Source organism: Pseudomonas sp. CMR5c, from assembly GCF_003850545.1.
Classification (GTDB): Bacteria; Pseudomonadota; Gammaproteobacteria; order Pseudomonadales; family Pseudomonadaceae; genus Aquipseudomonas; species Aquipseudomonas piscis.
This window is the reverse complement of record NZ_CP027705.1, coordinates 4,169,056-4,192,489: the sequence shown is the minus strand read 5'-3', so window position 1 is coordinate 4,192,489 and position 23,434 is coordinate 4,169,056. Positions and strand designations below refer to the sequence as shown.

22 protein-coding genes are annotated in these 23,434 nt (G+C 65.4%); 9 read left to right on the top strand and 13 right to left on the bottom strand.

Features of this window, described 5'->3' with window-relative positions:
* The first annotated feature begins 27 nt into the window (after positions 1–27).
* From C4K40_RS19190 to C4K40_RS19170, 5 genes are all read left to right on the top strand, one after another.
* Positions 28–1,086 carry a helix-turn-helix domain-containing protein gene (locus C4K40_RS19190; protein ID WP_053131141.1) on the top strand — a complete coding sequence of 353 codons (1,059 nt, stop codon included), beginning with the start codon at positions 28–30 and terminating at the stop codon, positions 1,084–1,086.
* A gap of 166 nt (positions 1,087–1,252) precedes the next feature.
* Positions 1,253–1,744, top strand: coding sequence for a hypothetical protein (locus C4K40_RS19185; RefSeq protein ID WP_124421342.1), 492 nt, complete (start codon positions 1,253–1,255; stop codon positions 1,742–1,744).
* A gap of 74 nt (positions 1,745–1,818) precedes the next feature.
* Positions 1,819–2,376 carry a dihydrofolate reductase family protein gene (locus tag C4K40_RS19180; protein WP_053131138.1) on the top strand — a complete coding sequence of 186 codons (558 nt, stop codon included), beginning with the start codon at positions 1,819–1,821 and terminating at the stop codon, positions 2,374–2,376.
* Positions 2,369–2,914 (top strand): TetR/AcrR family transcriptional regulator, encoded by a 546-nt coding sequence (locus C4K40_RS19175; protein WP_022639390.1) that lies wholly within the window; start codon positions 2,369–2,371, stop codon positions 2,912–2,914. The genes C4K40_RS19180 and C4K40_RS19175 overlap by 8 nt, the downstream gene beginning before the upstream one ends.
* Before the next feature lie 176 nt (positions 2,915–3,090).
* Positions 3,091–4,707 (top strand): serine hydrolase, encoded by a 1,617-nt coding sequence (locus C4K40_RS19170; RefSeq protein WP_053131135.1) that lies wholly within the window; start codon positions 3,091–3,093, stop codon positions 4,705–4,707.
* A 28-nt stretch (positions 4,708–4,735) separates the two neighbouring features.
* On the opposite strand, the gene C4K40_RS19165 is transcribed toward C4K40_RS19170, so the two are convergent.
* From C4K40_RS19165 to fepB, 3 genes are read right to left on the bottom strand one after another with little or no spacing between them, the layout of a single operon-like run.
* Positions 4,736–5,764 carry an iron chelate uptake ABC transporter family permease subunit gene (locus C4K40_RS19165; protein ID WP_053131133.1) on the bottom strand — a complete coding sequence of 343 codons (1,029 nt, stop codon included), beginning with the start codon at positions 5,762–5,764 and terminating at the stop codon, positions 4,736–4,738.
* Positions 5,764–6,813, bottom strand: coding sequence for an iron ABC transporter permease (locus tag C4K40_RS19160; protein WP_053131130.1), 1,050 nt, complete (start codon positions 6,811–6,813; stop codon positions 5,764–5,766). The genes C4K40_RS19165 and C4K40_RS19160 overlap by 1 nt, the downstream gene beginning before the upstream one ends.
* A 3-nt stretch (positions 6,814–6,816) precedes the next feature.
* Complete coding sequence (gene fepB, locus C4K40_RS19155) at positions 6,817–7,722, bottom strand: Fe2+-enterobactin ABC transporter substrate-binding protein (protein WP_053131127.1); 906 nt, start codon at positions 7,720–7,722, stop codon at positions 6,817–6,819.
* Positions 7,723–7,892: 170 nt separating this feature from the next.
* Here fepB and C4K40_RS19150 point away from each other — a divergent pair, with 170 nt between their 5' ends.
* Positions 7,893–8,699 (top strand): ABC transporter ATP-binding protein, encoded by an 807-nt coding sequence (locus C4K40_RS19150; protein ID WP_053131125.1) that lies wholly within the window; start codon positions 7,893–7,895, stop codon positions 8,697–8,699.
* A 7-nt stretch (positions 8,700–8,706) separates the two neighbouring features.
* Here the strand turns inward: C4K40_RS19150 and C4K40_RS19145 are convergent, their stop codons facing one another.
* Positions 8,707–9,525, bottom strand: coding sequence for an IclR family transcriptional regulator (locus C4K40_RS19145; protein WP_031320051.1), 819 nt, complete (start codon positions 9,523–9,525; stop codon positions 8,707–8,709).
* A gap of 221 nt (positions 9,526–9,746) precedes the next feature.
* Between C4K40_RS19145 and C4K40_RS19140 the strand changes: the two genes are divergently transcribed.
* The 3 genes from C4K40_RS19140 (at position 9,747) to C4K40_RS19130 (ending at position 13,757) form a co-directional block, all read left to right on the top strand.
* Entirely contained in the window at positions 9,747–11,834 is a 2,088-nt protein-coding gene (locus C4K40_RS19140; RefSeq protein WP_124421340.1) for a TonB-dependent receptor, read from the top strand.
* A gap of 63 nt (positions 11,835–11,897) precedes the next feature.
* The gene (locus C4K40_RS19135; protein ID WP_022639382.1) at positions 11,898–13,208 is read left to right on the top strand and encodes an NtaA/DmoA family FMN-dependent monooxygenase; all 1,311 of its coding nucleotides are present in this window, start codon (positions 11,898–11,900) and stop codon (positions 13,206–13,208) included.
* Positions 13,209–13,328: 120 nt separating this feature from the next.
* On the top strand, positions 13,329–13,757 hold the full coding sequence (locus C4K40_RS19130; RefSeq protein WP_022639381.1) for a molybdopterin-binding protein: 429 nt from the start codon (positions 13,329–13,331) through the stop codon (positions 13,755–13,757).
* Positions 13,758–13,799: 42 nt separating this feature from the next.
* Here C4K40_RS19130 and C4K40_RS19125 read toward each other — a convergent pair whose 3' ends face one another.
* The 9 genes from C4K40_RS19125 to C4K40_RS19085 form a co-directional block, all read right to left on the bottom strand.
* Positions 13,800–14,249, bottom strand: coding sequence for a PTS sugar transporter subunit IIA (locus C4K40_RS19125; RefSeq protein WP_022639380.1), 450 nt, complete (start codon positions 14,247–14,249; stop codon positions 13,800–13,802).
* Between the two features lie 284 nt (positions 14,250–14,533).
* The gene (locus tag C4K40_RS19120; protein WP_053131121.1) at positions 14,534–15,634 is read right to left on the bottom strand and encodes a cytochrome-c peroxidase; all 1,101 of its coding nucleotides are present in this window, start codon (positions 15,632–15,634) and stop codon (positions 14,534–14,536) included.
* Position 15,635: 1 nt separating this feature from the next.
* Positions 15,636–18,353 (bottom strand): TonB-dependent receptor, encoded by a 2,718-nt coding sequence (locus tag C4K40_RS19115; protein WP_172681621.1) that lies wholly within the window; start codon positions 18,351–18,353, stop codon positions 15,636–15,638.
* Between the two features lie 197 nt (positions 18,354–18,550).
* Positions 18,551–19,555: a FecR domain-containing protein gene (locus C4K40_RS19110; protein WP_256223922.1), complete on the bottom strand. Its 1,005-nt coding sequence runs from the start codon at positions 19,553–19,555 to the stop codon at positions 18,551–18,553.
* Positions 19,548–20,066: a sigma-70 family RNA polymerase sigma factor gene (locus C4K40_RS19105; protein WP_022639376.1), complete on the bottom strand. Its 519-nt coding sequence runs from the start codon at positions 20,064–20,066 to the stop codon at positions 19,548–19,550. The genes C4K40_RS19110 and C4K40_RS19105 overlap by 8 nt, the downstream gene beginning before the upstream one ends.
* Positions 20,067–20,408: 342 nt before the next feature.
* Entirely contained in the window at positions 20,409–20,954 is a 546-nt protein-coding gene (locus tag C4K40_RS19100; protein ID WP_022639375.1) for a flavin reductase family protein, read from the bottom strand.
* Between the two features lie 24 nt (positions 20,955–20,978).
* A complete protein-coding gene (locus C4K40_RS19095; protein ID WP_053131115.1) occupies positions 20,979–22,214 on the bottom strand; it encodes a cation:proton antiporter in 1,236 nt (411 codons plus the stop codon).
* A complete protein-coding gene (locus C4K40_RS19090) occupies positions 22,211–22,342 on the bottom strand; it encodes a flavin reductase (RefSeq protein ID WP_124421339.1) in 132 nt (43 codons plus the stop codon). Before C4K40_RS19090 ends, C4K40_RS19095 begins: the two co-directional genes overlap by 4 nt.
* Positions 22,342–23,433: a Rieske 2Fe-2S domain-containing protein gene (locus C4K40_RS19085; RefSeq protein ID WP_053131112.1), complete on the bottom strand. Its 1,092-nt coding sequence runs from the start codon at positions 23,431–23,433 to the stop codon at positions 22,342–22,344. The genes C4K40_RS19090 and C4K40_RS19085 overlap by 1 nt, the downstream gene beginning before the upstream one ends.
* Between the last annotated feature and the right edge of the window lies 1 nt (position 23,434).

Below are 23,434 nucleotides of genomic sequence, written 5' to 3'. Positions count from 1 at the left end.
CTGAGCCTCCAGCCAGGGACAGCGGCCTTGAACCCCCATCTTTTTCATTTCTCCAGCCAGGCCTATCCGCCGGCGCAACGCTTCGAAGTGTGGCGCGACGAGGTCAACGCGATCTTCCAGATCGGTATCGAGCAGGCGCTGGCGCCGCGCTTCAACTACCAGTTGAGCACCGGCTACGCGGGCTCGATCCTGATCGGTTGCGGCTCCTGGGTCGGGGCTGGCGAGCCGGTGGCCTATGGTGTCCGCCGCCCGCAGCAGATGATTCGCCGCGATGGCCTGGACCACCTGTACCTCTGCCTGGGATTGAACCATTCGTTGCACGGCATGGCTGGCCGGACCCCATTGCAGGCCGGGCCTTCGAGCATCTATGTGCTGGACCTGGCCCGGGAGCTGGACTCGCAGATCATTGCAGGCGACACGGTGATCCTGACCCTGGCCCGGGACCTGCTGAGCCCACGCATCCGCGCCGCCAACCTGCATGGCAGCCTGGTCCGGGGCGCACTGGGCGGTCTGCTCGGCGACTACATGCGCAGCCTGCGCCGGCAACTGCCGTCGTTCCATGGTGAAGAGCTGGCCGCCGTCGAGCAGGCGACCCTGGCCATGGTCACAGCGGCGCTGGCGCCCAGTGCCCAGAGCCTGGCGGAGGCGGAGGGACCGATCAATCGCACGTTGTTGCAGCGGGTGCGGCGGTTCATCGAGGCGCACCTGCGCTCGGCCGAGCTGAGCCCGCAGCTGATCTGTCGCGAGGTGGGCATTTCCCGGGCCCAGTTGTACCGGCTGTTCGCCGAGGAGTCGGGCGTGGTCGCCTATATCCAGCAGTGCCGCCTGGACCGGGTGCGGCGGATTCTGGAAAGCCCCCTTGGCGCCCACCAGCGTATCTCGGCCCTGGCCTTCGACCATGGCTTCAAGAGTGAGTCGCACTTCAGCCGGGTGTTTCGCCAGGCCTTCGGCTATTCCCCCCGGGATGCCCGCGACCGGCGCCCGGCCACGCTACCTGCCAAGGCTGGAGCCGTGAGCGTCGAAGGCCCGGGATCGCTGCTCGAGGTACTTGATCGACTCGACACCCAGGTGCGTTTGAGACGCTGAGCACAGTGTTGGAGACCCACAGGACAATCGGCCCCGAGGGCCGCTGATAGCATCTTTTTCGCCCATTCCCCAGGCCGGGCCGCGCCGTGCGGCCGACCGCGAAAGGAATCCCCTAGGTGAGCCGTTCATGGGACATGAAGGCTCCTGGATACGTGAAGAGGATGTTATGAAACTTCGACTGATGTGCATCGCCACCCTGGCCCTGGTCTCTGCATGCAATGGCAATGGCGGCCTGAATATCCCTGGCATGGCCCAGGGCACCGGACCCCAGGCGCAGATCTACGATGCATCGTTCGCCAAGCGCAACTTCGTGGTCGGCAAGACGTCGCTGGACGATGTGCAACGCCTGTGCGGCGATACCCCGGAAAAGCGCTATGCCTCCGATGGCAGCGAGTACTGGACCTACCGCAGCGATGTGAACAGCGGCGGCTATGCACCCGGACGCTCGACCATGCAGCAGATGCTCGCCAAGGCCTGGAGCCATGTGCCGTCCAATGAGGTGACCGGCGCCGCGGCCAACGAATACAACCTGGCCACGGGGGGCAATGGAGTGGTGGCCGGCATGACCAACCAGCTCATGGGCAAGCCCACTGGCCCGGCGCACATGCTGCAGCTGTACTTCAAGCAAGGCGTGTTGCAGTCCTACAGCTTGAATTGAGGTCTCTGCTTGCCAGGATGCCCCGGGAGTGAATTATCATGCGCCGTATGTTTATTCCCCAGAGGCACCGCGACATGGCATTCGGCAAGGTATTCATCGCCACTTCGGTGGACGGCTTCATCGCCCGCGACGATGGCAGCATCGACTGGCTGCCGCCTGGTGAACCCGGGGAAGACCATGGTTATGCGGCCTTCATCGACTCGGTGGATGGCATCGTCATGGGGCGCAGCACCTACGACACGGTGCTGGGGTTCGAGCCCTGGCCGTTCACCAAGCCGGTGGTGGTGATGAGCCGTACCCTGGGGCCCGCCGATGTGCCGGCGCACCTGGCCGATCGGCTGCGCATCAGTGGTGCCGAACCGGTGCAACTGGTGGCGCAGTTGCAGGCCGAGGGCTGGCGCCAGGCCTATATCGATGGCGGTACGCTGATCCGGGCTTTTCTCCGGGCGGGACTGATCGGCGAGATGGTCCTGACCCGGGTGCCGGTGCTGATCGGCAGTGGCCGGCCGTTGTTCGGTCCCCTGGAGCAGGACCTGCGCCTGCACTGCCTCGATACCCGGCAATACGCCAATGGCCTGGTCAGCAGCCGCTACCGCGTGCAATCCCCATCCCGGGGCGATCGCCATGATTGAGGTACGCAAGCGCAGCGGGCGCCCGGCTGCCGGCCGGGCCCTGAACCTGGACCAGGTGCTGGACTGCGCCCTGGTACTGCTCGAGGAACTGGGCCCCCAAGGCTTCGGGATCCGCGCCCTGGCCCGGCAACTGGGCATCACCCCGATGTCGGTGGCTTACCACGTGGGCGACCAGCAGCAATTGCTGCGCCTGCTGGTGGAGCGGGTGCATGGCGTGCCGCTGCCCGAGCCGGCGGCGCAGGCCGCGCCGATGGAGCGGGTCCGATGGCTGCTCGGGCACTACATGGACCGGGTGCGCCGGCACCCGGCGCTGACGTTGTGTGTCCTCGGCGATCCGCAGCTGTTCGGCGGCTCGCTGGCAGCCTTCAGCGACCAACTGCGTGTTGAAGTGCAGCGCTTCGACGCCGAGCCCGAGCTGCTGTTCGATCTGCTGGTGGACTACACCCACGGCCACGCCCTGGCGCTGGCCTTGGCCGGGGAGGGCGCGCCACCGCTTGCCGGGGCCTTCGAGGCCGGCCTGCGGCGCCTGTTGCGCTGAGGCCCAGGCGTGACCGGGAGCGGCCGTTCCTGGCACGGGTGTCTGGCCTGCGCATCGATGCACTCTTCTTCACAGAAAATCACTGAGTTGCGACAGATTGCAACGGATGCCCTGGGGATACTGGCCAGGCTCCGAAAGAGCATGAAGGACCGCCACGTGAGAAGAGGAAGACATCCATGCGTTCAATGCTTGCAACCTTGTTGCTCTCCCTGGGGAGCACGACGCTGGCCAATGCCGCGGCGACCCCGGCGTTTGACCAGGTGTTCCGCGCTTTGAAGCCGGACCAGCCCGGCTGCGCCGCGGGGGTCATGCGTGATGGCAAGGTTATCTGGAGTGCCGGTTACGGCATCGCCAACCTGCAGACCGGTGCGCCGATCAGGACCGATACTCTCTTCAACCTGGCCTCGGTGTCCAAGCAGTTCACCGCCTTCGCCATTCTCCAGCTCGAGGCCCAGGGGCGCCTGAGCCTGGACGATTCGGTCCGGCGCTTCTTCCCCGAGTTGCCGGTATACGCCCAGGACATCAAGATCCGCCACCTGCTGCACCACACCTCGGGCCTGCAGGACTACATGTTCCTGGCCGAGCTGGCCGGTATCGGCTACTCCCAGCGCTTCACCCAGCAGCAGGCGCTGCAGATGCTGTTCAAGCAGAACACCGCTATGTTCCCGTCCGGGGTCGAGTTCAGCTACAGCAACAGCGGCTACATGCTGCTGTCCAGCATCGTCGAGCGGGTTTCGGGCATGTCGCTGAAGAACTTCTCCCAGGTCCATATCTTCAAGCCCCTGGGCATGACCCGCACGAGCATCGTCGACCAGTACCCGCTGCAATTGCCGAACCTGGCCGAGAGCTACGAGCAGGACCCCAAGACCAAGGCCTACCAGTTCGCGGATGTGCGCTGGGAGCAGACCGGCGATGGCCAGGTGCACAGCACCGTGGTGGATGTAATGCGCTGGATGCGTAATTTGTCCATGGGGAAGGTCGGAGGCCCGGCCCTGTCGCAGAAGATGCGCCAGACCGAACCGCTGGCCGACGGCGACCCCGGCTACTACGCCATGGGCGTCGGCATCTCGCGTTACCGCGGGTTCGATGAGGTGTCCCACAGCGGTGGTTGGGCCGGCTATAACACCCATGTGGCCTGGTACCCGAAGATGGATCTGGCCACAGTGGTGCTGTGCAATTCGCCGGTCCCGGATGCTTCGGCGCGTGGCTATGCGCTGATGGACGCGGTGCTGGGCTCGCACGGTCCGTCCCCGGATCACGATATCCCGCCACCGGTACCCAGCATCAGGGCCGTTTCACCGGCTCCGTTGAACACCCTGGTGGCCGGTACCTACCTCGACGACTCGGGGCATCAGTTCCAGCTGCAACGCAGCGACAACAGTTTCACCCTCAATACCTTCCCCGACACGCTGGCGTTATCCCGACTGAGCGAGCACCTGATGGCGGCCGATAACGACGGCTCGCCGATCTACCTGGCTGCGACTTCGGGAGCTCGCATCGTGTCCACCAACCCGGCCTCGACCTACACCCTGGCCGCCCCCTGGAAGCCCCAGGATATCCAGCGGTATGTGGGGATCTACAAGTTGCAGACCTCATCCGGACAGCTCAAGGTCTACCCCAAGCAAGGCAAGCTCTACATTCGCATCGGCAAGCACACCTATCCCATGCAGCCGCTGGCGGCAGAGCGATTCAGCGCCCAGGACCTGGGGGTGATCCGCTTCGAGCAGGATGGCCAGGTGCTGACCAGCAGCCTGGCGCGCAACCTGCGGTTCGTGCGCGCCAAGGCCAAGTGATCCTGGGTATTGCCTGCTGGCGCATTCCTCAGATGCGCCGGCTGCGCACCAGCAGCCAGAGCAGGTAGAAGCCGCCCAGCAGGCCGGTCATCAGGCCGATGGGCAGGTTGACACGGGCAGCCAGGCGCTGGCTCAGCAGATCGGCCATCAGGAGCAATACCGCACCCATCAAGGCACCGGACAGCAATGGTACCCCGCAGCCACGGGTCAGGCGCCTGGCCAGCTGCGGGCCGGCCAGGGCGATGAAGGCGATGGGGCCAGCGGCGGCGGTGGCGATGGCGGTCAGGCCGACGGCCACCAGCACCATCGTCAGCCGCGTGCGTTCCACCGCGATTCCCAGTTGGGTCGCGCTGGCATCGCCCATCTCCAGCAGGTCGACTTGGCGGGCGTGGTATAGCGCGATCGGCGCGATCGCCAGCAGGCCGATGGCGGCGGGCACCACATGGGACCAGGTGCGGGTGTTGAGCGAGCCGGCCAGCCACAGCTGGGCGAACATCGCCTGGTCCAGGTTGCCGGTCACCAGCAGCAGGCTGTTCAGCCCCGAGAGGCTGGCGCCGACGCCGATCCCCACCAGTACCAGGCGGTAACCCCCGGCGGTTCCGGCCTTGCGCGCCAGTAGCACCACCGCCAATGCGGTGCACAGCCCGGCTGCCAGGGCCGCCAGCGCGGTGGCCAGGGGGCCGGAGTCGAACAGCATGATCTGCACGATGGCGCCGCTGGCGGCACCGGTGGTGAAGCCGATCACATCCGGCGAGCCCAGGGCATTGCGGGAAATGGACTGGAAGATCGCCCCGGCCATGCCCAGGGCCATGCCCACCAGGGTGGCCGTCAGGGTCCGGGGCAGGCGCACCCGCTGGATGACGCGTTGAGCGGTGGCGTCCTGGCCCTGGCCCAGGAGGCTGGCCAGCACTTCGCCGGGGGACAGCGCCAGGCTGCCGCTGCCCAGCAACAGTGCCCAGAGCAGCAGGGCCAGCAGCACCAGGACGCAACAGACCAGCAGCGTACGCGGTTGCCAAGCCACCGACAGCGAGCCCAGGCGCAGGGCGTGGCGGCGCATCACAGGCGGCTCAGGCGAAAGCGCCTGACCAGGACGATGAAGCACGGGCCACCCAGCAACAGGGTGATGATCCCGGCGGCCAGTTCCTGTGGCGCCACCAGCACGCGGCCGAGCATGTCGGCCGCCAGCAGCAGGCTCGCCGCCAGCAGCGCCGAGTAGGGCAGGATCCAGCGATAGTCCGGGCCCGCCAGCATCCGCGCCAGATGCGGTGCCACCAAGCCGATGAAGCCTATGGGGCCGGCCATGGCGGTGGCCGCGCCGGCCAGCAGCATCACCGCCAGGCAGGCCAGCAGCCACGTCAGGCGCAGGTTCACGCCCAGGGCCCGGCCGAGCTCGTGGCCCAGGGCCAGGGCATTGAGCCGCGGGCCGATGGCCAGGGACAGCCCCAGCCCGCAGGCGACGGCCATGGCCGGCAGCGGCAACAGGGCCAGGCCGGTGCTGGCCAGGGAGCCCGAGGCCCAATGGCGAAAATGATCGAACACCTCCGGTGGGCAGTTGAGCACGATGATCCCCGTCAGCGAGGCCAGCATCACCGATAACCCCGCTCCGGCCAGCACCAGGCGCACCGGGTTGGTCCCGGTCTCATGGGCCCGGCCCAGCAGGAACACCAGGGCCCCGGCCAGCCCGGCTCCGCAGAAGGCCAGCCATAGCGATTGGAGCATGCTGGTCAACTGCCCCAGCGCCACGCCGCTGATCACCGCCAGGGCCGCGCCGGCATTGATGCCCAGCAGCCCGGGTTCGGCCAGGGGATTGCGGGTCACGGCTTGCATCAGCGCCCCGGCGGTACCCAGGGCCATTCCGGCCAGGAGGGCGACCAGGGTTCGCGGCAGGCGCAGCTCACGCAGGATCAGGTGCTGGTCGTTGCCTGGATCGGCGGCGGACAGGGCCTGCCAGACGACCTCCAGGGCGATGCTGCGCGAGCCGCTGGCCAGGCTCAGCAGGGCCAGGCCGGCGAGGACCGCCAGCCCGACCAGCAGGCCCCAGCGACGAGTCTTGTGGCGCCGTGAAAGCGCCAGCGCTGGAGCAGCGCCCTGGGCGAGCAGGTCCATGGCTCAGCGAAACTGCGCGGCGACGGTATCGATCATCTGGCGCCCGGAGTAGTAGTCGATACGAAAGGAACTCGGGCCCAGGGCATACACGCGCTTGTGGATCACCGCCGGCAGGTTGGCCAGCACCGGATCGGCAAGAAACGCCTGCACATCCTGTTCATCGGCGCTGAGCAGGAACACGCTGTCGCCAGTGATGGCGGCAGGCAGGTTCTCCCGGGAGATGAACTGGAAGTCCGAGGCGCGGGTGACGCTTGCCGCCAAGGCCTCGGGCAGCGGCGCGACCTTGAACCCCAGGGCGCCGAGCAGGCGCGCCTGGGGGCTGTTCAGGCGGCCGATGGAGTAGCTGCCCGCGATGTTGTAGCCCACCACGCTGACCGGCCCCGCTGGCGGCTTGATGGCGGCGGCGGTTTGCGCGGCGTACTGGTCGAAGCGCTGGATCGCGGCCTGGGCCTGTCGCTCAAGCCCGGTGTGCCGGCCCAGCTCGGTGGCGATGTCCTGCCAGCTCTGGTTCGAGTAGTCCACCACCAGGGTACGGATGCCCTGTGCCTGGAGTTCGCCACGCTGGGCGATCACGCTGTCGGCTCCGGTGGCGGAGAGCACCAGCAGGTCGGGATCGCTGGCGATCACCGCCTCGATGTCGAACTGCAGGTTCCGATACAGCACCTGGACTCCCCGTTGCTCGGCCACTTGCGCCCATTGGGAAAAGAACCCGCGCGAGTCGGTGAGGCGGCTGGGGGTGGTGGCGGCGCTGGCCACCAGGGGTGCCTCCATGGCCAGCAGGATCCCGGTGACGCTGGGGCTGGTGGAGACGATGCGCACAGGCGTGGGGGCAGCGGCGCAGGCCAGTTGGCTGCAAAGGGCCAGGACTGCCGCGCTGAGCAGCCGGGTGGCGAAACGTGGATTCATCATGGGTCCGTCGGGTGATGGGTTGGCAGTGGCAGGGCCTTCGGTGGAGCTTGCGGGACCCGGATTGCATGGGGCATATGATAATGCTTCTCATGCAATGCATTCCATATTGTAGAATCAATTCTGCAAAATCAACTTTTCACGCCCCAGGCACCCAAGGAATCTTCTCGTCCATGACCCACCGCTTGCATGCCGATGCCGTGACCTTGCGCCACGCCGCGCGAATCATTTCCCAGGACCTTTCCCTGGCCATCCCCGATGGTTCGTTCACCGTCATCGTCGGCCCCAACGCCTGCGGCAAGTCCACCCTGCTGGCGGCGTTGTCGCGCTTGCTGGCCCCGGCCAAGGGCCAGGTGGTGCTCGACGGCAAGGACATCCGCCAACTGCCGGCCCGGGAGGTCGCCCGGCGCCTGGGCCTGCTGCCGCAGAGCGCCATGGCGCCGGATGGCATCACCGTGGCCGAGCTGGTGGCCCGGGGGCGTTATCCGCACCAGTCGTTCTTGCGCCAGTGGTCGCCGGAAGATGAGCGGGCGGTACTGGCGGCCATGGCCGCGACCCGGGTCGAGACCCTGGCCGAACGTTTGCTCGACGAGTTGTCCGGCGGCCAGCGCCAGCGAGTATGGATCGCCATGGTCCTGGCCCAGGAAACCCCGATCCTGCTGCTGGACGAGCCCACCACCTACCTGGACATCGTCCACCAGATCGAGCTGCTGGAACTGTTGGCCGAACTCAATCGCCAGGGCCGCACCATCGTCGCGGTGCTGCACGACCTGAACCAGGCCTGCCGCTATGCCAGCCACCTGATCGCCCTGCGTGACGGCGCCATCGTCGCCCAGGGCGCACCGGCACGAATCTTCACCGAGGCGCTGGTGCAGGAGGTGTTCGGATTGCCTGCGCTGATCATCGCCGACCCGGTCAGCGGCACGCCGCTGATGGTACCCCTGGGCCGGGCAGCGGCCCCGGGTTCGTCCGGAGCCTGAGGCGGCTTCAGCGCCGAGGGGCGGGCGGTACCTGGGGCACCATGCGGCCACCGGTGGCCTGGTTCACCAGCGCGGCTTCGTGGAACAGCGCCTGGCGGTCTTCGGGGGCCTGCAGTTGCCCCAGGTCAGTGACGGTGGTCATCACGCAGACGATTTCCTGCTGGGCATCGAATACCGGCGCGGCCTGCCCGGTGACGTTGGACAGCAGGTGGCTGGTCATCTCGGCCCAGTGCGCCTGGCGCACTTGCTCCAGCACCGCGGCAGTGGGCGGCGTGCCGCGAAAGTGCGCCGGCTGCTGCTTGCGCGCGGCATCGATCACGGCCTTGGGCAGGAAGGCCTGGAACACCAGGCCGCAGGCAGTGTTATCGATGGGCAGGATGTCCCCCAGGGCCAGGGGGTTGATGGAGAAGTAGGCACTGCGATGCCAGCGCACCAGGGTCGGCCCGCGATCGGTCCAGATCGCCACGCCACCGCTGGCCGCATGTTGCTGGGCCAGGGCCTTCATGTGCCGGGCGGCGATATCCACCGCGTCGATGCGCTTGAGTGCGCCGATGCCGATGCTCAAGGCCGCCGGCCCCAGGTCGTACAGGCCACTGGCCGGGTCCTGCTTGGCCAGGCCCTCCTTGACCAGGCTCTGCAGGTAGCGGTGCGCGGTGGAACCGCCGGTGCCGGTGCGGCGCGCGACTTCCCCCAGGGCCAGCTCGCCCTCGGCGTTGGCCAGGGTATTGAGAAAGCGCGCGGCAATGGAAACCGACTGGATCACCCCGGAGCGTTTCTCCGAGGGCGGGTCCTGGGTGTCATCCAGCGGGTTCTGCGAAGTGTTCAACGGCTTGGTCTCCTCACCACTGTCCGGCTGCGGGTGTTGCGCGGATCGGGGCCGCGCGGCGGTGCCCATGATAGCGGTTCCCTGGCGTTGCTGGGGCGGGTTGTGCCTGCACATCGAACACAACCTATTCCGTTTTGCAGAATTAATTCTGTATTGAGGAATTTGATATCAGCGTGATAGCCTAATCGTGAAAGAGGATCATTCTCATTTGGAGGGAGGCCTTGATGGCCCTTACGCATCGCACATTGAGTCACGGTATTGGCGTTCTCACCCTGTCGAGCCTGCTGGCGGCGCCCTCGGCGCTGGCCGAGACAGAGACCAAGGGCGAACAGAAGGGCAGCCTGGCCCTGGAGTCGCTGGTGGTCACGGGGGAAAAACTCGAGCGAGACCTGAAGAACACCGCGTCGTCGGTTTCGGTGATCACCGACCGTGATATCGAACGCAGCAAGACCGGCGATGCGTCGGTGGCAGAGGTGATCAACGGCACGCCCAACGTGATCTACACCGACTCGGTGGGGGCGCCGATCATTCGTGGCCAGGACACCCAGGGCCCGAACAACGGGCAGAACGTGTTCTGGGGCGGCACCGTGCCACGGGCCACCATCAACCTCGATGGCCACTACCTGAACTACAACGAGATGTTCTTCGGCGCGACCTCGGTCTGGGACGTGGACAGCATCGAAGTCTTCCGCGGGCCGCAGACCACTTCCCAGGGCGCCAACGCCATCGCTGGGGCGATCATCGTCAACACCAAGGACCCGACCTTCGTCCCCGAGGCGGCCTACCAGGCCGAGATCGGCAGCTACCATTCGCGTCGCAGCTCGGTGGCGGTGTCCGGGCCATTGGCCGAGGATTTCGCCGGGCGCCTGGCGGTGGACTACTCGGCTCGCGATACTTTCATCGACTACGACAACCCGCGTTTCCAGGGCAGCAAGACCGACCAGGATTTTCGTAATCTCAATGCCCGGGCCAAGCTGTTGTGGTTGCCCACGGACATCCCCGGCCTGGAAAGCAAGTTCACCTTCTCCCACACCGACAGCAACCGACCGACCCAGGAAGCGGCCACCGCGCCGTTCCACAAGCTCAACCACCGCTCCACCACCATGCCGTCCTGGGAGCAGGACACCAACACCAGCATCCTCGATGTGTCCTATGAGCTGGGCGGCGGCCTCAAGCTGCACAACCAGGCGCAGTACTCGCTGTCTTCGGTGCACCGGGTGACCGGGGCGGCAGGCGAGGGCGATGCGGATATCCGCCAGAGGAACGGCTCCAACGAAACCCGCCTGAGCTTCGGCGAGCAGCAGGATGTGTTCAGCGGCATGGGCGGTGTCTACTACGCTCGCACCCGTACCGATGAAAGCCTGAACCTGCGTGGCCGCTCGGTGTTCGATGACACCAAGACCAACCTCGGGATCTTCGGCGAGCTGCATTACCGCCTGAGCGATTTGTGGACCCTGAGCACAGGCTTGCGCTACCAGCAGGACCATGTCGAGCGCGACGGCAACTCGGTGCTGGCGCCACGGGCGTTGAACTACGACAAGACCTTCTCGGCGCTACTGCCCAAGGTGTCGCTGGCCTACGCCGCGACCGCGCAGTGGACCGTGGGCGCCATGGTCAGCCGTGGCTACAATCCCGGCGGCGTGTCGCTGAACCTGAGTACCCGGCAATGGGCGTACTTCAAGGAAGAGTCGATCTGGAACTATGAGCTGTTCAGCCGAGCCAGCCTGCTGGACGACCGGCTGCTGATCAACACCAACCTGTTCTACATGGATTTCAAGGATGCCCAGTACAACATCCCGGTGGTGATCTCCCCGGGCGTGGCGCAGTCCTACACCATCAACGCCGAGAAGGCCCATGCCTACGGCCTGGAATTGGACTTCGACTACCGCCTGCTGGACAACCTGCGACTCAAGGCCAGTGCCGGTACCTTGCGCACCCGCATCGACAAGATCTCCAGCAACGCCGGTTACGCCCACAACGAGTTCGCCCGCTCGCCGGGCTACACCCTGAGCTTTGGTCCCAGCTGGGACATCACCGAGCGCCTGAACCTCAATGCCCAGGTGCGCTACCTGGACGGCTACTACTCCGACGTGGCCAACACCTCCAGCTACTCGGTCAAGCCCTACACCCTCACCGACGCCCGCATGAGCTATCGCTTCAACGACCAGGTCCAGCTCTACGGCTACGTCAAGAATGTGTTCGACGACCGTTCCCCGACCTACATGCAAGAGAACCGCGGCATCGGCGGCACCGAAGCCAGCATGACCCAGCCTCGCACCCTCGGTATCGGTATCAAGGGCGCTTTCTGACCCGGCCCCGGCGGCGCCTGCCCGGGCCGCCGGCCTCATTCCCCTACAGGAGATTGGCAACAGATGAGTAACCGCAAACGCCTGCACATCGGCATGTCCCTGGCGCCCACCTGGCTCAGCGGCGATGCCTGGCGCCAGCCGGACAGCAACATCGAGGGCATCTACAGCTGCGATTTCGCCGTGGACATCGCCAAGCGCTCGGAGGCCGCCCACCTGGATTTCGTGTTTCGCCCGGACGTCAGCTACCTGAACATGGACGGCCTGGAAAGCGGCTCGGGTTTCGCCAGCCTCGACCCCACCGTGCTGCTGGCGGCAGTGGCTCGGGAGACCCGGCATATCGGCCTGGTTTCCACCGTGTCCACCACCTTTTTCCCGCCCTACGTGGTGGCGCGCCAGTTGCAATCGCTGCACTGGGTGAGCAATGGCCGCGCGGGCTGGAACATTGTCACCGCGCTGCAAGGCCACGAGAACTTCGGCCTGGAGGCCATGCCCGGCGCCGACGAGCGCTACGCCCGGGCCGCGGAGTTCACCAGCCTGGTGCATGAGCTCTGGGCCAGCTACCCGTCCGCCGCGCTGTTGATCGACCGCGAGAACGGTCGCTACGCCGATCGCTCCCAGGTGCATCCGGTGGAGCATGAGGGGACGCATTTCAAGGTGCGTGGCCCGCTGAACCTGCCGGCCTATCCCGGGCCGCGAATCCCGCTGGTACAGGCTGGCGCCTCGGACACCGGCCGTGATTTCGCCGCTTCGGTGGCCGACCTGGTGTTCGCCCCGACACCGGACAAGGAAGCCGCCCTGGAACTGCGCCACGACCTGTCCCGACGGGCGTTGAGCCATGGCCGGGACCCGCGCGATATCCGCTTGCTGCCGGGCCTGAGCCTGTACCTGGCGCCGACCCGGGAAGAGGCGCGCCAGCTGTTCATGCAGACCCACGGCAACCCGGACAACAGCCGCAAGTTCGCCTCCATCAAGCAGACCATCGGCCTGGACCTCAGCGACTGGCCACTGGATCGCCTGGTGAGCGCGGCGGACCTGCCGCCGCCGTCGTCCAACCCCGGCAGTCGTACCCATACCAACCTGCTGCGGCGCTTGATCGAGCGCGAGACCTTGCGCCTGGACGAGCTGTTGCTGCGTCCGGAGGTGATTTCCGCAGCCCACTGGCAAGTGATCGGCACCGCCGAGGATGCCTTCGAACAGATCGCCGACTGGGCCGAGGCCGGCGCCATGGACGGTTTCATCGCTGCCCCGGGCGGCTCGATCCGCTCGATGCAGATCTTCCTTGAGCAAGTTGTACCGCTGCTGGTCCAGGCCGGGCTGTTCCGCGAGCGCTATAGCGCCAGCACCTTCATGGAGCACTTGCAGGAGCAAGGCTGAAGCCAGGCAGATAAGCGGGGTAAGGTCTGGATGACAGCGCGCTATGGTTGTTTCTACACAACGGGCCGCGGATCATTCCTGGCCAACATCCACCCTGGAAATCAAGCAAGGAAAGTCTCGATGAAAGTCAGTGCGCGCAACGTGTTCAAAGGCCGGGTCAGCCAGGTCGAAGAGGGTTCGGTGAATGCCGAGGTGGTGCTGTCGCTCGAAGGCGGCGAGCAACTGGTGGCGGTGGTGACCCTGCAAAGCCTGCGCAGCCTTGGGATCGCGCCAGGTACCGATGCCCTGGCCCTGGTCAAGGCACCGTGGGTGATGCTGATGACCGACGCCGAAGGCATTCGCCTGTCTGCCCGTAACTGCCTGCAAGGCCGGGTGATCAGCGTCACCGACGGTGCGGTCAATGCCGAGGTGGTGCTCGAGCTCAGCGGTGGCAGCCGCGTCTACTCCATCGTCACCCGCGATGCCGTGGACGAACTGGGCCTGGCCCCGGGCGTCAGCGCCACCGCAGTGATCAAGGCCTCGCACATCATCCTCGGCGTACCGGCCTGAGACACCCGCCGGTAGGCTCGCCGGACCTTAGCGCCTGGCAGGCTACCAGCGGTCGAACAGCTGCTTGACCTGGCGCGCCTCACGGCAGTCGTGCAGGGCCTGGCGGAAGCGCTGGTCGGCGAACAGCCGGGCGGTTTCGGCCAAGAGATCCAGGTGCGACTGCTCGGCAGGGGCCGGTACCAGCAGCACCAGGATGTCGCGCACCGGCTGCTGGTCGGGGGCGGCGAAGGCCATGGGCGCCTGGGGGCGCAGATACAGGACGTGGATCGCGTCCAGTTCCTCCAGCCGCGCATGGGGCAGGGCCACGCCGGCGCCGATGGCGGTACTGCCGGCCTCCTCGCGACGGGCCAGGCTCGCGGCCACCCAGTCGCCCGGCAACTGCCAGGTATGTTGCATATGCTGGCCGATCTGCTGGAACAACCGGTGCTTGTTCGACGGATTGACGGCAAGGAGGATGTCCTCCTCCTGCAGGTGCATGGCCAAGTTACCCATGGGCTTCTCCAGGACAGGCGGGCGCCAGCGGCCCGACTCAGCTTCCATTCAAGCGTATTCACGGCCGGCTGGCAGCCAGGGTGCGGCAGTTTTTACGAAGTCTTTAGGTTCCCGAGTGGCTGGCACCTTTCCGATCCCGGTAAACAAGTAATCCAGGTATCAACGTGCTTTGGGAGAAGCGGTGGTTCTCTTGAACCATGTCAGCGCTACCTGAAAGCGTTCATCAGGCATCGATAGCCCTGTCCTGCACAGAGCATTTGCACACCCCAAGTTCTTTGTGGTTTTCACAGGGCCTCCAGGAACGCCTTCAGCGCCTTCAGTTCGACCCGGTCCAGTCCCAAAACCTCGAATTGCGCCGACGTCACGGGAAACAGAGGGTCCTGCAACTGCCCACCCTTGGGCACAGGTCTAGGCATGCCTGCGTTGTAGAACAACAGCACCTGATCGAGGCTGCTGGCCAGCCCATTGTGAAACCAGGGGCCGGTATGGCTCACGAGCCGCAGGGATGGTGTGCGAAAGCGCCCGACATCTTGCGCCAGCCCGGTGACCTCATAGCGGCCGAGGTCTTCGCGGCGACGCCCATAGAAGGTCAGGCCGGCATTGTGGAAGCGGTTGTCCTGCAGTGCCGGACCGAAGTGGCAATTCATGCAGCGCGCCTTGGTGCGAAACAGGTGCAAGCCCTGTAACTGCTGGTCACTGAGCGCCTTCGCCTGCCCCCGCAGAAAACGCTCGAAGGGGGTACGTTGGGCAACCCGCAGCAGGTCGCGCTGGTAAGTCGCCAGTGCCGCCGCCACCTGCTCGGCACCCAACGCCTGTCCGGGAAAGGCCTTGGCGAATTGCGCCGGATAGTCCGTGCTGTCTCGCAGCCGGGCCACCAGCTGCGTCACGCTGAAAGCCATCTCCTTCGGGTCGACGATCGGCATCAGGGCCTGCATCTCCAGGCTGGCGGCGCGCCCATCCCAGAACAGCTGCTCGGCCAGGCCGCTGGCCACCAGGCTCGGCGCATTGCGCCGGCCCGCTGCACGGTCATGCCCGAAGGAAACGCGACGCCCATCGGCGAATGCCAGGTCCGGCTCATGGCAAGAGGCGCAGGCAATCTGCCCCGAGCGCGACAGGCGCGGGTCGAAGAACAGCCGACGGCCCAGATCGGCTTTCTGCTGCGTGTAGGGGTTGTGCTCCGGCGACGGCGCACGCTCGGGCAAGGGGCCCAGCTCTTGCCAGGCCACGCCGGCATCCACCTGGGGCGCCGGCCACTGCGCGAAGGGGCGGCTGTACGCCTCGCGCAGGCACGCCACTTCGCTCAGTGCGCAGGCAAGCCCTGGCTCCGATTCAATCACCAGCAGGATGCCGATCAAGGCCACAAGACTCTTCAGGTGGCGGCGCATCTCAGAACGCGTACCCGACTTCGAGCCAGTACTGGCGGCCCACCTCATAGGTCGAGACCGAGTTGCTGTTGATCGTCTGGTTGGCATTGACCGACTTCTTGTCGAGCACGTTGAACACGTCGACATTGATGAACACCGCCTGGTCCCTGGCGGTGGGAATACGCCAGCCCAGGCGGGTGTCCCAGGTCAGCGCGGCCTGGAACTTCTGTTCTTCCCAGACATCCACCGAGGTCCCCATGTAGTCCACATTGCGCCCCGTGTCGCCAATGCGCTTGTAGCCGGCGCGATAGCGCCAGAAATTGCTCCACTGCAGGTTGGCTTGGGGGATCTCGGTGATGGTTGTCAGGCGGGCCGTCCAGGGCCGGTTGAAGTTGCTGGCAGGTCGGTCGTCATAGTTGATGAAGCTGCCTTGGTACTGGATGACGTTGTTCTGGTAGTACAGGTTTTCAGCGGCGACGTAGGTCGGTGCCGAGGCCTTGCTGTCGGTCCAGTTGAGCGCCAGTTGCCCCCCGGTCTGGGTGCCCAGCAGTGTCCAGCGCTGCAACGGCGTGACCGTCAGGGTGTAGGTGTCGGTCTCGCTCTTGCCGTCGTTGGTGTAAGTGGTGTAGTTGCTCGCCAGCGTCGGGTCTGTGGACGGCTCGCCCAAGGTCCTGCCGGATACCTGCACCACCTGGTCGCGGCCCTTGCGATTGACATACTTGAGGGCGTATTCGATCCCGGCCCATTGCTGCACCACGCCCAGCATCAGTTCATCGTCGTAGGGGATGTCCAGCTGATTGAAACGCACCTGGTTGGCGGCGTTGGACTTGACCACCCAGGGCTGGTCCAGGCTGTCGCGGGTTTCGTTGAAGCGCAGGCGGTTGCGCCCGTCCTGCAGTTGCCAACTGCTGACGCTGCGCCCGTAGTAACGGTTGACGCCGGCATTGAGCAGGGTGGTGCGGTCACCGAACAGGTCATATTCGAGGGAGAAGCGCGGCGCCCAGGTGGTCTTGTCCATGTAGTCGTCGTTGTCCATGCGCACGCCCGGGCGCAAGGTCAGTTGGCCGATGGTGATCTCGTCCTGCAACCAGCTGCCCCAGGAGGTGGTGGTGAAGTCGAATTCGCCGGTGGCGTAGCGGGTACGGCTTTTCATGTATTGCCCCGCCCAGCCGTTCAGGGTCTGGCCCATGTTGCAGGCGACGTTGTCGGTAACCCCGGCGCTGTTGGTGCAGGTTTTGGTGGCCGCGGGAGCAACATAGGTGCTGCTATCGGTCAGGCGCTCATAGCGCACGTACTGGCGGGAGAATTCGAAGCCGGTTTGCGGGCGATGAGTCATGCCCAGCCAGTTGACGCTGCGCCAGTCGGCATTGAGCTTGTATTGCCAGGTACGTTGTTGCTGCTCGATATCTCCCCAACCGCCTTCAAGGGTATTGGCGGTGGCCTTGCTGCCGATGCCCCAGTCCTTGGTGCTCGATTTGCGCCAGGTCCAGTAGTCGGCCGAATCCGACTGGCGGCTCTGTTCCTGGCCGCTCCACGCCAGGTTCTGTTCGACCCGCGCCAGGTCGCCATCCCAGATGGTGCGCAGGTTCAGTTGGGTGCCGCCGGCCTTGTTGTCGTAACCCGAGTTGGCCACGTTGGCGCGAAAGTAGTGACTCTCCTCAGGCGCATGGGTCACGCTGGTCTCGACGGTGAGTTGGTCGCTGGCCCGCCAGACCGACTTGAGGAAGTAGTTGTCGATACGCCGTTCCTGCTTCTCCTCGTGAAAGCCCATTTCCTCGACGTTGTTATAGGAGTAGAAACCCAGCGGGATCGTCGAGCGCTTCTGGCTGAAGCTGCCGAGCAGGCCGAAATTGTCGGTCAGGTGGCCCTGCAGCGTGCCGCGAATGGTGACTTTGTCGAACTTGGGCTGCTCGTCGGGGGAGCCGGAGTTCTCCATGCGCTGTTCTTCGCTTTCGTCGATGTGATATTTGGTCCAGGCGGAGCGGGTGGTCTGCACCGAGAACTTGCCGTGCAGCGCCTGGGACGGCGCACGGGTTTGTGCATCGATGACGCCGCCGTTGAAGCCGCCATAGGCTGCCGGGACGTTGCTGTCCAGGACCGTGATGTTCTCCAGCAGGTCGGTGTCCAGGGCCAGGCCCTGGCTGCGCCCCGGCACCGCGTCCAGCAATTGCACCCGGTCTTCTGCCGGATCGATGTCGTTGTTCATGTTGATGCCATCGATCAGGAAGGCATTCTGGTAGAACTGCGCGCCGTTGATGCTGATGTTGGCCGGGCTGATTTCGCCAGGGGTCTTGCTGCTGAGCTGGGCGTCGTCGAACTGCACGTTGGGATGGCTGCGCAACAGGCTGGTGATGTCGCCATTGCCGGCCGGCATCGCTTCGATCGTCGCGCGGTCTATACGGGTTTCCCCCTGGGGCGGCGTCCACTCGCCGGGGACCTTGGTGTTGCCCAGGCGCACCGGATCTGCGCGCCGGTGGGTCGCACGCTGCACCATCAGCGCGTCGTCACTGAGGTAAATCCACTCCAGATGACTGCCCTTGAGCAGTTTTGCCAGCGCCTGATCGGTGCTCAGCTCGCCCTGCACCGCCGGCGCGGTCAGGTTGAGCAGTAGTTGGCTTTCGACGCTGATCTGCAGGCCGGTCTGCTGTGCCAGCGCCGTCAGTGCCGTGCCTAGCGGCTGGCGGGCGATGTCGATGCTATGCCGGGCCCGCTGGTCACCGGCCAGGACCGGCAAGGACATCGCCAGTCCTACCGACAGCAATAATAGGCGCGCGCTGCGTCGGCAACCGTGAAGACCTTCTAGGTGGCGAATGGACATGCTCTGGTGAACTCCCCGCTTGGTGCGAATGATCCGCACCTGTTAATGAGAATATTTACTATTAACTGGACGGGGCAATAAACGAACGGCGATCGAGAACTTCCAGAATTTTTTGAAATTTATTTTTCTACCGGCGCTCCAGGGGTTTCTTGGATAAGGGTGATGTAGGGCCCCCAATGCGTGAGATGCCCACGAAGCGGAGCGATGGCCAGTTGCAGCGCGCTGACTGGCGAACGCAGGTTCAGCGAGGCGGTGACGTGCCGCTCGCCCAGAGTCCGGTCGGCCAACAGCAAGGCGCCGGGGTAGTAGTCCCTCAGTTGTTCGATCACCTCGCGCAGGGGCCGGTCGTTGACCACCAACTGCCACTGGCGCCATAGCGCAACCTGGTCCGGCGGTAGCCGGTTGCGCTGCGGTGGGCTGTGATCCAGGCCAAGGTGCAGGCTATCGCCGGGGCCCAGGGCAGGCACCGCGAGTTCGCCCCGGCCATCGCGAACCTGGACCGCTCCGCTTTGCACTGCCACCACGACGGCGTTGCGACCCAGGTCCACATCGAACGCCGTACCTATGACCCTGACCTTCACGTCCGCTGCCTGGACCGTGAACGGGCGTGAAGCATCGTGGCTGACTTCGAAGAACGCCTGCCCCCTGAGCAGCGTCACGCCCCGCGTACCTGGCTCGAAGGCCACCCGGATGGCACTGTCGCTGCCCAGTTCGACATGGCTGCCGTCGCTCAGGCTGATCTTCAGATGCTCGCCGAGTGGGCTGGCATGGTCGGTCGGCGGCGTGGGTCCTACCAGCAACAGCACACAGGCCGCCAGTGCCAGCGTTGCCAGCGCTCGGCCCGCCCAGCGACGTCGGCCCTGGGGCGGGGCCGAGGCTGGCAGCGGCCGAGGCACGGGTATCTCCGGCGGCTCCAGGTAACCACTGAGCAACCAGACTTTCTCGGCCTTGCGCCAGGCGGCAGCGTGACGCTCATCAGCGGCCAGCCAGCGTCCATGGGCCTGTTGCAGTGCCAGGTCATCCGGCGCGGCGCGGCATTGCAGCAGCCAGTCCATGGCCGCCTGCCACACCAGGTCGTCCTTCAGTGAGCCGGATACAGGTTGGGAGGAGGGGGTATCAGTCATCGGCCAGATGCTCCGCACAGTGGGTCAGTGCGTCACGCACCAGTTGGTGCGCCAAGCTGGTGGAGATCTTCAACTCAGCGGCAATTTCCTGGAAGGTCTGGTGTTGCAGGCGATGCATGTAGAAGGCCCGGCGCGTTCGTTCCGGCAGTCGGGTCAGGGCGTCCTGCAGGAGGCGCAACTGGTCGCTGTGCAGCGCCTGGTGCTCCGGTGAAGGCGTGCTCGAGGGCAGTTCGCTGAGCAGATCGTCGCCATCGGGGTGGCGGTTTTCCAGGGTCGAGCGCCGCAGCAGGTCAAAGGACAGGTTGCGCACGATGCGGTACAGGTAGCCCACCGGGTTGCTCGGCTGGGCAACGCTATCGGCCTGGCCGCAGAAGCGCAGCCAGGCTTCCTGGACCACCTCTTCGGCTTGGGCCCGACAGCCGACAATCGGCGCCGAGTAGTCGACCAGCGCGGCACGGTGGGAAAGGTAGAGCTCGAGTTTATCGCTGGGATAAGACACGGCGGCGATCATTCAAGGTGGGATCAGGCTAGGGGGACGGAATCTTATCTTTAATTGCAAATGCTTATCAACAGCGTTTATCCGGCCCTTGAGTGGATGTCGGATCGATCCGAGAGGAGGAGGGGGGAACTGCAAATGGCTGTATTGATCCGATAGTGAGCAGATGGCGAGCACTCCCGGCAAACTCCAGGAAGCTGCCCAGGTTGTCGCCGCTGATCCTCGAGCAACTCAATATGCGTGGCGCTACTTCTTTGCTGTACCGCAGGAAATCGCCCGCGGTGAACGGCGGCCGTCATCCAGACGAAACCCAGCGATCCTCCCATTCAACGATCACATGAGCCGGGTTGCTGGCGCTTACGGGTCTGTTCCATTGCTCCCTAAGCCCCGGTACTGGCCTGCATGGAAGACCAGCGGTTCTGCGCCGCTGTATCGGTACTGTTCGATCTCGCCAATGAAGATCAGGTGATCACCGCCCTCGTACTGGGTGACGTTGCGGCACACCAGCACTGCCACCACATCGTCCAGCACCGGGGCTCCCGCCTTGCCATAGGAATGAGCTACACCGGCGAACTTGTCAGGTGCTGCCCGGGCGAACTGCTCCGACAGGTGATGCTGGTGCGCGCCCAGTATGTTGATGGCGAAATGGCTCGCCGAGCAAAAAACCTTCAGGCTCGGTGCCTTGCGAGCCAGGCTCCAGAGCACCAGCGCCGGCGACAGCGACAGTGAGGAGAACGAGTTGGCGGTCACACCGACGTTGCGGCCGTCAGCGGTGCGGGTGGTGATCACGGTGACACCGGTCGCGAACTGCCCCAGCAAGTTGCGCAGTTCGCGTGCATCGTGGACATCGCAGTCCTGGGCATCGAGCAAATCGAGAGCTTTGGTTTCGGTGGCAGCGTTCATGCTGATCTCTCCCCTCAAGCGGGCTCAGGCGGCCTGCTGGTTCATTGCGCGCGATTGCAGGCGCAGCGTGAATCGAACCAGCGGCGCGCTCAGCGCCGTCGTCACCAGCGCGAACACCACGAGGATCGTGTAGACCTCTGGCGGAAGGATCTGCATCTGCAGGCCGATCGACAGGACGATCAGCTCCATCAAACCGCGTGTGTTCATCAACGAACTCACCAGCATCGCATCGTGTGGCGCAAGCCCGGTGGTGCGTGCGCCCAGATAGCTGCCGCCGAACTTGCCGATGAATCCGCCCAGCAGGAATACACCGCACCACATCCATGATGCCTGGTCGTCGATCGTGCCGATCGATGCACGCAGTCCCGCACACGCGAAGAACACCGGCATCAGCACAAGCTTGACGAAACCTTCGACGTTCTCGCTCCACTCCTTCGCGACGCCGGGCACGCGCCGCACGAACAGCGCCGCCGCCAGTGCGCCAAATGCGCTATGGAATCCGATCAGCGACGTCGCCAGTGCCGACGCGATGACGAAGCAGAGCAACACGGCCAAGCGGTCGCGCGCCGCATGGGCAGTCGATGCGAGCCGTGCAAGCGCCGGTCGAACCACGAAGCGCACCAGCAGCCCGCTCAGCAGCAGGTACACGAGCAGGCTGACGAGCATGCGCACAAATGCCCAGCCAGGCCCGCTCGATAGCGAGGCAATGGTGGCCAGCAGCATCCATCCGAGTGCATCTGTCAGCATCGCGGCGGACATTGCGTGCCGTGCGCCGACCATGGCGCTCAGCGCCAGGTCGTCGATGATGCGCGCCATCACCGGCACCGCCGATACCGCCAGTGCGACACCGCAGAAGAGCACATAGGGCAGCGTCGGTGCGTCGCTGGCGAGCGTGTCTTTGGAGGCGACGGCGACGAGCATGCCGGCCGCCGCCGGTGCGATGAGCCCGCCGGCTGCGATCGCCGCAGGTATGCGCCAGCGCTTGCCGTGCAGCGTCTGGCCCAAGTCCATGCGCAGACCGATCTGGAACATCAGCAGTATCAGGCCGACTTCGCCAACTTGCGCCATTGCCGACAGCGTGTGTGGGGCGAACAACAGGTCGTAGAAACTCGGTGCGACCAGGCCGAACAGCGAAGGTCCCAACAGCAGGCCGGCCGCAATCTCGCCGACGACCGCGCACTGGCCGAGCCGTTCGGCAATGCGCCCGCAGACATTGCAGAGCGCGATCACCAGCATGAGTTGCAGCAGCCAGATGGTCATGGATACCTCGCAAGGAGCGACACCGGCACGAAGCGGGCGCCGAGCCCCGTGATGGCCGTGACGCCACTGGCCAGGTTCGCGAGCGCCCGGTACAGCGACACGGCCGATACCGGCTCGGCCTCACGCATTACCGCTCGCTCTCGACGCGGTCGACCCAGCCCCGGTAGAACGCCCGGTACCTGAGCACGAGCTTGTCGTACTTGCTGTACGCGCCGCCGCCGTCGGGCTTCATCCCGTTCCAGATCTTGACGTCGTACCCGGCTGCCTGCCTGGTCTGCAGCCCGAACAGCACGAAGTCAGTGGCGCGACGCAGGGCACCACCCACCTTCTTGATCGAGATGAGCATGTGCATGACGTTCTTGCCGTCACTCACTGGCGTCACACACTGGAGCAGCTTGTATTTGACGTCTGCGTCCAAGGCTACGGTCATGACGCACCCGCCGGGGTAGCCATCGAAGTGCAGGTTCATCTGCGACATGTTCAGGCCGAGCGCGCGCGACAACATACCCAGCGGACCGAAGTAGCGGTTCACGGTGAAATCGATCCCGGCACCGAACCACGCGCCCGCCCGGGCCAGCGACTCGACCTCCGGCCACCGGCGCCAGTCGTCGAAGAGCTTGAGCTCGAAGGCCGAGATCGGGAGCGCGTGCACGGGGGTTGCGTGCTGCGCGTCGTAGAAGTTCTCGACGATGCGCAAGACCGCCGTCGTCGTCTCGAACGCGAAGTGCAGGTGCATGAAGTCGCCGTTGTCGACATCGGCCGCGGCGATTTCGGGCAGCGGGTGCAGCGGCTGCGCGGAGCCGTACCAGACCCACACGTAGCCGTAGCGCTCGGTGGTCACCAACGTCGGCTGGCGCGCCCCGCGCGGCACGGGCTCCAGCTGGCGCACCGCCTGGCTGTGGCCGGGGATGTGAACGCACTGGCCTTGCTCGTCGTATCGCCAGTGGTGAAACGGGCATTGGATGCACCCGTCCTTGACTTGCCCGTCAGCCAGGTTGGCGCCCAGGTGCGGGCAGTGGCGATCCATCACCACGGCCCGTCCCGTCGCTCCGCGCCATGCCACGCACGGACGGCCAAAGAGCGTCAATTCCTTGGGCTTGTCCCTGAGGTCGTTGGAGCGCATCGCGACGTACCAGCTTGCGGCCACGCGCGTGGTCGCGTCGTGCGCCCCCGGGGGATGCGTCTTGATGCTCGGCTGATCCAGTTGAATGTTGTTCATC